Origin of the sequence: Streptomyces sp. NPDC127119, assembly GCF_042677425.1 — a bacterium.
Lineage (GTDB): Bacteria > Actinomycetota > Actinomycetes > Streptomycetales > Streptomycetaceae > Streptomyces.
Genome location: NZ_JBHXTO010000230.1, coordinates 1 through 8,956 on the forward strand (window position 1 = coordinate 1; position 8,956 = coordinate 8,956).

Consider the following 8,956-nt stretch of genomic DNA (forward strand, 5'->3'; position numbering starts at 1 on the left):
CCCGTCCGGCGTTTGAGGACACAGTGACGGGACGGGTAGGGGCGGCGGGGGCGAGAAAACCCCCTACGCCACGAACACCCCACCCCGTGCGGCGGCAACCGCCGCCGCCGCGGCCCGCTCCCCGGCGCTCTCGTCCGGTACCACCCCCGACGTGAGCAACGCGTAGTACAGCGGCGCCGAAACAGCCCGCACGACCTCCCCCGCATCGGTCCCCACAGGCAACTCCCCCCGAGCGACACCCTGTTCGACGCAGGGCGCCCACTCGGCGACCCGCACCTCGTAGAACCGCCGCAACGCCTCCCCCGTACGCGCGTCGCACGCCGCCGCGGCGATCACCGCCCGGAACAACGCCCCCTGCCGGGGGTCGGCGAGCGTCCGGCACACCAGCGCGGCGTTGGCCCGCAGATCCCCGAGCACGGAACCCGTCTCGGTACGGGGGAGGGACTGTTCGGCCATGTCACCGAGCAGGTCGGCGACGAGCCCGGTGACCGAGCCCCAGCGCCGGTACACGGTCGTCTTCCCGACCCCCGCCCGACGGGCCACGTCCGCGAGATCGAGCCGGGCGAACCCCTCTTCCGCCAGCACGTCCCCGGCGACCCGCAACACGGCCGTACGAACCCGAGCGGTACGCCCCCCGGGCCGGACGGTCCCGGGCTCGGGATCGGGATCGGGGCCGGGACCGGGTCCGGGCCCGCTCTCGGTTTCGTCGGGCGCGGCGGTCATGAGGGGGACTCCTTCGCGATCGGGCGCGGTGGTGGGCGCGCACTCCACCAGCGTAACGAAACACCAGCACCGTTTACCCCTCACCGAGCGTCACGGCGGTGTTCAGACGCACGTCACCGGCCTGATAGCGTCCCGCCAACGACCCGCGACCCGGAGCACGTTGACCGCAAGCTCCGAGAGCTCACGGGCCGGGGAACGCACACCGCACCGCTGAGAGGCTTGGAGTATGCCGGACGACGCCCGCGACGCCGCGGAGGAGGAGTCGGCCTTCTCGCATCCGCCCGTCGACCCCGACGCCACCGCCGCGTACGGCGACCACCCAGACCAGGTCGTCGACTTCTACGCACCGCGCGGCGGCGAGGAGTCGGCCCCGCTCGTCGTCGTCCTGCACGGCGGCGCCTGGCGCGCCCCGTACGACCGGCGGCACATCACCCCGTTCGCGGACTTCCTGGCCCGCCGCGGCTTCGCCGTGGCCAACGTCGAGTACCGGCGCGGCGGCACGATCCCCGCGCAGGGCGGTACGGGACCGGTGGCGGGGCGCTGGCCCGACACCTTCGACGACGTGGCGGCGGCGCTGGACGCGATGCCGGCCCTCGTACGGAAGGCCCTGCCGGGAGCCGATGTGCGCCGCACGGTGGTCACCGGCCACTCGGCCGGCGGTCAGCTGGCGCTCTGGGCGGCAGCCCGGCACCTGTTGCCGGCCGACGCGCCCTGGTACCTGGAGAGGCCGGCGCAGCTGCGCGGTGTCGTCGCCCTGGCCCCGATCGCCGACTTCACGGTCGCGGAGAAGCTGGACGTCTGCTCCGGAGCCACGCTCCAACTCCTGGGCGGGGAAACCACGTTCGAGGAACGACAGTCGTACGCCGACCCGGCCCTGCTCCTCCCGACGGGCATCGCCACGACGCTGGTCCAGGGCCGGACGGACACGGTCGTGCCACAGGCGGTGGCCGAGGCGTACGCGGACGCGGCGGCGAAGGCCGGCGAGGTGGTGGGCCTGACCCTCCTGGAGGACGTGGGCCACTTCCCCCTGATCGACCCGGCGGCGGACGCGTGCGCGGTGGTGGCGGAGGAGATCGCCCAACTGGCCTGGTAGGGCGGGCGGTTCCCACAGGGCTCTGGTGGGCGGGCCACCTCGGGACCTGTAGTACCTGACTCCGGGACCCTGTAGTACCTGAGAGGGAGGTCGCAGAACCCGTCTCACTGGTGACGACCACCACCCCCGCCGCGGCCTACGTTCTGTACATGACCGAGACGATCCAGACGCAGATGACACAGCCACGCGCCGGCCGGCCGCGCAGTCCCGAGTTCCAGCTCGCGATGGACGTGTCGCGGGGGCTGTGGCAGGACCTGTTCCACGACGCCTTCGCCGTCCGTCCGCTTCCCAGGATGCGGACCGACGGGCCCGTCCTCCGGAACCTGCCGTCGCGCCTCAGGGAGGGAGCCGCCCTGCTCCCGCACGCCCTGGTGGTGCTGGCCGCCCTGATCACGCTGCTCATCTCCCTCGCGGCCAACGGCGGCGGCGATCTCGTACAGTTCCTGACCGGCGTCATGGGGATGGGCGCGGTCCTGCTGACCCTGCTCAGGCCGGTCGTCGCCTTCTGGTCCTCCATGGTGGTGCCACCGGTCACGGCCCAGTACATGAGCTGGTGGGACAGCGACTGGCCCTGGGCACCCGGCGCCTTCGCGACCCAGCTGGCCGTCCTCACGGTCGTGGCGATGCGGACCAGGCCCCGCACGGCGGCCTGGATGTGGACGCTGACCGCCGCCTACGGCTTCGTCATGCAGGGCTTCTTCCTCAGCGGCCACTACTACACGAACACGATGCCCTTCCTGTTCGTGAGCGCGCTGACCCTCCTGGTCGTCACGGTGTGGCACGTGCGCCGCGAAGCCGTGCAGAAGGTGACCGCCCAGCAGACGGTGACCGCGCACGAGCGCTCCAAGCGGACCCTTCTCGAAGAGCGCACGACGATCGCCCGCGAGCTGCACGACGTGGTCGCCCACCACATGTCGGTGGTCGCCATCCAGGCGGAGGCCGCGCCCTACCGCGTGGAGAACCCGCCGCCGGAGCTCGAGTACGCCTTCAAGGTGATCAGGGAGAACGCCGTCATCGCGCTCTCCGAGCTGCGCCGGGTCCTGGGTGTCGTACGGGCCGAGGACTACGAGGCCCCGGACGCCCCGCTGCCCAAGCTCGCCGACCTCGACCGCCTCCTGGAGAACGTGCGCGACGCCGGCCTGAGAGTGGACAGCACGGTCACGGGAGCCGTGCGGGAGCTTCCGCAGGGCGTCGAGCTGTCCGCGTACCGCATAGTCCAGGAGGCGCTGAGCAACAGCCTGCGGCACGCGCCGGGCGCGCCGGCCAAGGTGGAGGTCAGTTACGTGCTCGGCGGGCTCGGGCTGCGGATGGTGAACGGTCCGGCGACCGGGCTGGTCAAGCCGTCACCGGGCGCCGGGCACGGCATCACGGGCATGAGGGAGAGGGTGTCGATGCTGGACGGGGAGATGACGGCGGAGGCGACGGACGACGGGGGCTACGAGGTCGCGGTCTTCCTGCCGGTCCCGTCGGCGGCGTCCACGGAGGACACGGCATGACCATTCGGGTACTGATCGCCGACGACCAGATGATGGTCCGCGAAGGCTTCTCGGTGCTGCTCGGCGCGATGCCGGACATCGAGGTGGTGGGCGAGGCGGTCAACGGCAGGGAGGCGGTCGACCGGGTCAGGGAGCTCGCCCCGGACGTCGTCCTGATGGACATCCGGATGCCCGAGATGAACGGCATCGAGGCGACGCGCGAGATCGTCGCGGCGGACGGCGCGGCGAAGGTGCTCGTACTGACGACGTTCGACCTCGACGAGTACGTGTACCAGGCGCTGCGCGCCGGGGCCTCGGGCTTCCTCCTGAAGGACGCCTCGGCCCGGCAGCTCGCGGACGGGGTACGGGTGGTGGCGGCCGGCGAGGCACTGCTGGCGCCCTCGGTGACGAAGCGGCTGATCACGGAGTTCTCGAAGCTGTCCGAGGAGCCCCGCTACTCGGCCACCGCGCACGCGGCGTACGGCGACCTGACCGACCGCGAGACCGAGGTGCTGGTCCTCATCGCCCAGGGCCTGTCCAACGTCGAGATAGCCGGCCGCCTCGTCGTGGCCGAGTCCACCATCAAGACCCACGTGAGCCGCATCCTGGTCAAACTCGGCCTCAGAGACCGAACACAGGCAGCGGTCTTCGCCTACGAGGCCCGCTTGGTGACACCGGGCTGACACCGCCAGGGGCAGCCCCTCGGGGGCGCGGGGAACGACGCAGTCTTTTGCCTTTCGGGGCGCGGGGAACGGCGCAGTCGGTTGTCTTTAAGGGGCGCGGGGAACTGCGCGACCAGCCCCCACCGGGACCGCGGACGACTCACAACGGCGAGACCCCGCCACCTCAGGGGCGCGGGGAACTGCGCGACCAGCCCCCACCGGCCCGCAGCCGAAACCGACGCCCGGAGAGCGAACCCCCAGTTCAAGAGGGCAGGCCCTGTCCAGACAGGGACACGACCGGCTAGCGTCCGGACATGGCAGCCATCAACCCCCCGAAGTCCTTCGACCCCTGGGACGAGACCTTCCTGGCGGACCCGTACCCCGCGTACGAGGACCTCCGCGCCCACGGCAGGGTCCACTACTACGAGCCCACCAACCAGTGGCTGGTACCCCACCACGCGGACGTGTCGACGCTGCTCAGGGACCGCAGGCTGGGCCGCACCTACCAGCACCGGTTCACGCACGAGGACTTCGGACGGACCCCGCCCCCACCCGAGCACGAACCGTTCCACGTGCTGAACGACCACGGCATGCTCGACCTGGAACCGCCGGACCACACCAGGATCAGGCGGCTCGTGTCCAAGGCGTTCACCCCGCGCACGGTCGAACGGCTGCGGCCGTACGTGGACCGGCTGGCGTCCGACCTCGTGGGCGAGCTGGTCGCCGCGGGCGGCGGAGACCTGCTGACGGTCGTCGCCGAGCCCCTCCCCGTGGCGGTGATCGCGGAGATGCTGGGCATCCCGGAGTCCGAACGGGCGCAACTGCGGCCCTGGTCGGCGGACATCTGCGGGATGTACGAGCTGAGTCCGTCGAAGGAGACGGCGGAGAAGGCGGTACGGGCGTCGGTCGAGTTCACCGAGTTCCTGCGGGAGCTGATCGCGGTACGGCGCAAGGAGCCCGGGGACGACCTGATCTCGGGGCTGATCGCGGCGTACGACGAGGGGGACCGGCTCAGTGAGCAGGAGATGATCTCGACGTGCGTCCTCCTCCTCAACGCGGGCCACGAGGCGACGGTGAACGCCACGGTGAACGGCTGGTGGGCGCTGTTCCGGCACCCGGAGCAGCTGGCCGCGCTGCGCGCGGACCGGGGGCTGGTGGGTACGGCGGTGGAGGAGCTGATGCGGTACGACACCCCGTTGCAGCTGTTCGAGCGGTGGGTGCTGGACGAGATCGAGGTCGACGGGACGGTGATTCCGCGGGGGAGTGAGGTGGCGCTGCTCTTCGGGGCGGCGAACCGTGACCCGGCGGTGTTCGCCGCGCCGGAGGTGCTGGATCTGTCGCGGGTGGAGAATCCGCACATCTCCTTCAGTGCGGGTATCCATTACTGCATCGGGGCGCCGCTCGCCCGGATCGAACTCGCCGCGTCCATGGGGGCGTTGTTGGAGCAGGCTCCCTCGCTTCGGCTCGCGGCCGAGCCTTCGCGGAAGCCGAACTTCGTCATCCGGGGGTTGGACGGACTGCTGGTCGAGGTCTGACGGACCGGCTGTGACGTGCGGGTGCGTCGTGGCTGGCCGCGCAGTTCCCCGCGCCCCTTAAAGGCAACCGATTGCGCAGTTCCCCGCGCCCCCGAAAAGCAAAAGACTGCGCCGTTCCCCGCGCCCCTTGAGGGCGCCTTCGGCGTCTCAGCCCGTTGTCAGGTCGCGGCGGGTGAAGGCCGCCAGGCCTGTCGTGGCCAATGCCGTGGCGATCGCCGTGAGTGTCAGTACCGGGGGCCAGGTCATTTCCGTGCCGGGGAGATGTGGCAGGTGGGCGAAGGGGGAGAGGTTCAGTAGGGGGGCGGGGAGGTCCAGGGCCGGGCCGATCCAGCCCAGGAGCAGCGCGGTGCCGGCCACCGCCCACGCGGCCGGAGCGAGCTGTTGAGACACCCCGTACAGGAGGACCGCGAGGGCGCCGATGGTCCAGATCGCGGGGAGTTGGACCAGGCAGGCGCCCAGGACGGGGCCCGGCGACCGCCCGTAGCCTGCCGTCAGGCCGAGGCCGCCCAGGAGCATGATCAGCACGGCCCCGCCGAAGGCGATCAGCAGGTGGCCGCCGGCCCAGCGCAGGCGGCCCACCGCGCCCGCGAGGACCGGTTCGGCGCGCTGGGAGGTCTCCTCGCCGTGCAGCCGCAGCACGGACTGGACCACGTACAGCGCGGCGACCATGCCGAGCATGCCGACCATCGTGGCGAGGAACGCGTCGGTGATGCCGGACTGTCCGCCCATGCGCTCGATGATCTCGCGGGTGCGTTCGTTGTCGCCGACCAGATCCGTCGCGCCCTGCGTCACCCCGCCGAAGGCGGCCCCGGCGGCGAGGAAGCCGAGACTCCAGCCGAGTACGCTACCGCGCTGCAGTCGCCAGGCCAGCGCGCCCGCCGTACCGAGGCGGCCGGCGGCGGGGCCGGGCCTGGTCGCCAGGAAGCTCATGCCGACGTCGCGGCGCCCGGCCAGTTCGTACGCGGTCGCGCCCTGGAGCGTGACGGCGGCGGCGAAGAGCAGCAGGACCCACCAGCGTTCGTGCGCGAAGGGACGCAGGTTCTCCAGCCAGCCGACGGGGGACAGCCAGGTCAGCACGGACGAGCCGTCGCTCACCGAGGAGTCACCGGCGGCCCGCAGCGCGAACGCCGTGCCCAGCAGGCCTCCCGTCAGCCCCTTCGCGAGCCGCGCGCTCTCCGTGAGCTGGGCGGCGACCGCCGCGGCCGTCGCGAAGACCATGCCGACCCCGGCCGTGCCGAGCGCCAGCGCCAGGGCGCCCGACGAGCCCTGCCCGGTGAGGCCGGCGGTGATGAGCAGGGCGAGGGCCGCGTTCGCGACGAGGGCGGCGAGGAGCGCGGCGGTCAGCGGGGCGCGGCGGCCCACCATGCCCGCCGAGACCATCTCCTGACGGCCGCTCTCCTCCTCGTCCCGGGTGTGCCGTACGACGACGACCAGGCTCATGATCCCGGCGAACACCCCCGCGTACGCGCCGATGCGCCACGCCACGAGTCCGCCGAGCGAGTCGCCGAACACCGGCCCGTACAGGGCGCGCAGGGAGCTGTTGGTGAGCATCTGGTGGGCGAGGCCGGTGCGTTCGGCGGCCGTGGAGTACACGCTCTTCAGGGAGCCCGGCATGGCGACCACCATCAGGGCGACGACGCCGACCCAGAGCGGGATCACCACCCGGTCGCGGCGCAGTGCGAGCCGCAACAGGGGCCAGGTGCCCGCCAGTTGGCGCGTACCCCTGCCCCGTGCGGCGGTGGGCCCGGCGGTCGGGGTCACGATGGTCATCGGGACACCGCCGCCGCGTCCGCCCGCACGTCCTCCTGGTAGTGGCGCAGGAAGAGTTCTTCCAGGGTGGGTGGCGTGGAGGTCAGGGACCGTACGCCGGACGCGGTGAGTGCGCGCAGTACGGCGTTCAGCCTGTCGCCGTCCACCTGGAGCCTGACCCGGGCGCCCTGGACGTCGAGGTGGTGGACGCCGGGCAGGGCGGCCAGTCCGTCGGGGGGCCCGGCGAGTTCGGCGGTGACGCTGGTGCGGGTGAGGTGCCGCAGCTCGGCGAGCGAACCGGTCTCGACCGTGACGCCCTTGCGGATGATGCTGACGCGGTCGCACAGCTCCTCGACCTCGCTGAGGATGTGGGAGGAGAGCAGGATGGTGCGGCCCCGGTCGCGTTCCTCCTCGACGCACCGCTGGAAGACCTCCTCCATCAGCGGGTCCAGGCCCGACGTGGGCTCGTCGAGGATCAGCAGGTCCACGTCGGAGGCGAAGGCGGCGACGAGGGCGACCTTCTGCCGGTTGCCCTTGGAGTAGGTGCGGCCCTTCTTCGTGGGGTCCAGCTCGAAGCGCCGGATCAGGTCGGCGCGGCGCGCCGGGTCCAGGCCGCCGCGCAGACGCCCGTACAGGTCGATGACCTCGCCGCCGGACAGGTTGCGCCAGAGGGTCACGTCACCGGGGACGTACGCGATCCGGCGGTGCAGTTCCACCGCGTCGGCCCACGGGTCCCCGCCCAGCAGCCGCGCGGTGCCCGAGTCGGCGCGCAGCAGGCCCAGCAGGACACGGATGGTGGTGGACTTGCCGGCGCCGTTGGGGCCGAGGAAGCCGTGGACCTCGCCGGTCTCGACGTCGAGGTCGAGTCCGTCCAGCGCGTGCGTGCCCCCGAACGACTTGTGCAGTCCGGAGACGGTGATGGCCTTCGTCATGCTTCAGAACGTACGCTTACTTCACAAACTTGTGAAGTTAAGGAAGCGTATGAACGACGGATAGAATTGCTTCCCGGTGAACGCGCAGGTGGGGGTACGGGAGAGGACGGATCGCGGGATGGCGGAACCGAGTGAGGGCGCGCGTGACGCCGAGGCGGTCTCGAAGTTCGTCGAGAGCTTCGCCGCACAGCTCGTCGAGGCCGGGATGCAGCGGATGCCGGCCCGGGTGTTCGCCGCGCTGCTCTCCTCCGACTCCGGGACGCTGACCTCGGTCGAACTGGGCGAACAGCTGCGGATCAGTCCGGCCGCCGTGTCCGGGGCGGTGCGCTATCTCGCGCAGCAGCACATGGTCGCGCGCGAGCGTGAGCCCGGGTCGCGGCGCGAGCGGTACCGGGTGCACAGCAACCAGTGGTACGAGGCGCTCACCAATCGTGAGGCGGTCATCAAGGGGTGGGAGCGGGCTCTGCGCGAGGGCGTGGACAGTCTGGGCGGGGGGACTCCGGCGGGGCGGCGGCTGGCCGAGACGCTGGCGTTCTTCGAGTTCGTCGACGGGGAGGTGGCGTCGATGATGGACCGCTGGCGGATCCACCGGGAACGCCACTTCGGCGACGGCTGAGGGTTTTTTCGCCCCCGCCGCCCCTACCCGTTCCCGTCCACGCATGGGGGCTGCGCCCCCTCGCCCCCTTTGTCCTCAAACGCCGGACGGGCTGAAGGGTATCCGCCGGTCCGGCAACCCTTCCGCCCCTCCGGCGTTTGAGGAGCGGGGGTTCGGGGGCCGGCCCCCGAG

The 8,956-nt window shown here is 71.8% G+C and carries 8 protein-coding genes; 5 read left to right on the top strand and 3 right to left on the bottom strand.

Annotated elements, in window-relative coordinates; all coding sequences use genetic code 11:
- Positions 1 to 63: 63 nt before the first annotated feature.
- Positions 64 to 723, bottom strand: coding sequence for a TetR/AcrR family transcriptional regulator (locus ACFVH5_RS42425; RefSeq protein WP_385839028.1), 660 nt, complete (start codon positions 721 to 723; stop codon positions 64 to 66).
- A gap of 226 nt (positions 724 to 949) precedes the next feature.
- Between ACFVH5_RS42425 and ACFVH5_RS42430 the strand changes: the two genes are divergently transcribed.
- From ACFVH5_RS42430 to ACFVH5_RS42445, 4 genes are all read left to right on the top strand, one after another.
- Positions 950 to 1,816, top strand: a complete 867-nt coding sequence (locus ACFVH5_RS42430) for an alpha/beta hydrolase (RefSeq protein ID WP_385839029.1) — start codon at positions 950 to 952, stop codon at positions 1,814 to 1,816.
- 149 nt (positions 1,817 to 1,965) lie between these two features.
- Positions 1,966 to 3,312, top strand: coding sequence for a sensor histidine kinase (locus tag ACFVH5_RS42435; RefSeq protein WP_385839030.1), 1,347 nt, complete (start codon positions 1,966 to 1,968; stop codon positions 3,310 to 3,312).
- Positions 3,309 to 3,974, top strand: a complete 666-nt coding sequence (locus ACFVH5_RS42440; RefSeq protein WP_384805829.1) for a response regulator — start codon at positions 3,309 to 3,311, stop codon at positions 3,972 to 3,974. Before ACFVH5_RS42435 ends, ACFVH5_RS42440 begins: the two co-directional genes overlap by 4 nt.
- Positions 3,975 to 4,267: 293 nt before the next feature.
- Complete coding sequence (locus tag ACFVH5_RS42445) at positions 4,268 to 5,488, top strand: cytochrome P450 (RefSeq protein ID WP_385839031.1); 1,221 nt, start codon at positions 4,268 to 4,270, stop codon at positions 5,486 to 5,488.
- A gap of 147 nt (positions 5,489 to 5,635) precedes the next feature.
- Here ACFVH5_RS42445 and ACFVH5_RS42450 read toward each other — a convergent pair whose 3' ends face one another.
- Positions 5,636 to 7,258 carry an ABC transporter permease gene (locus tag ACFVH5_RS42450; RefSeq protein ID WP_385839032.1) on the bottom strand — a complete coding sequence of 541 codons (1,623 nt, stop codon included), beginning with the start codon at positions 7,256 to 7,258 and terminating at the stop codon, positions 5,636 to 5,638.
- The gene (locus ACFVH5_RS42455; protein WP_385839033.1) at positions 7,255 to 8,169 is read right to left on the bottom strand and encodes an ATP-binding cassette domain-containing protein; all 915 of its coding nucleotides are present in this window, start codon (positions 8,167 to 8,169) and stop codon (positions 7,255 to 7,257) included. The genes ACFVH5_RS42450 and ACFVH5_RS42455 overlap by 4 nt, the downstream gene beginning before the upstream one ends.
- A gap of 118 nt (positions 8,170 to 8,287) precedes the next feature.
- Here ACFVH5_RS42455 and ACFVH5_RS42460 point away from each other — a divergent pair, with 118 nt between their 5' ends.
- The gene (locus ACFVH5_RS42460) at positions 8,288 to 8,785 is read left to right on the top strand and encodes a GbsR/MarR family transcriptional regulator (RefSeq protein ID WP_385839034.1); all 498 of its coding nucleotides are present in this window, start codon (positions 8,288 to 8,290) and stop codon (positions 8,783 to 8,785) included.
- Positions 8,786 to 8,956 lie beyond the last annotated feature (171 nt).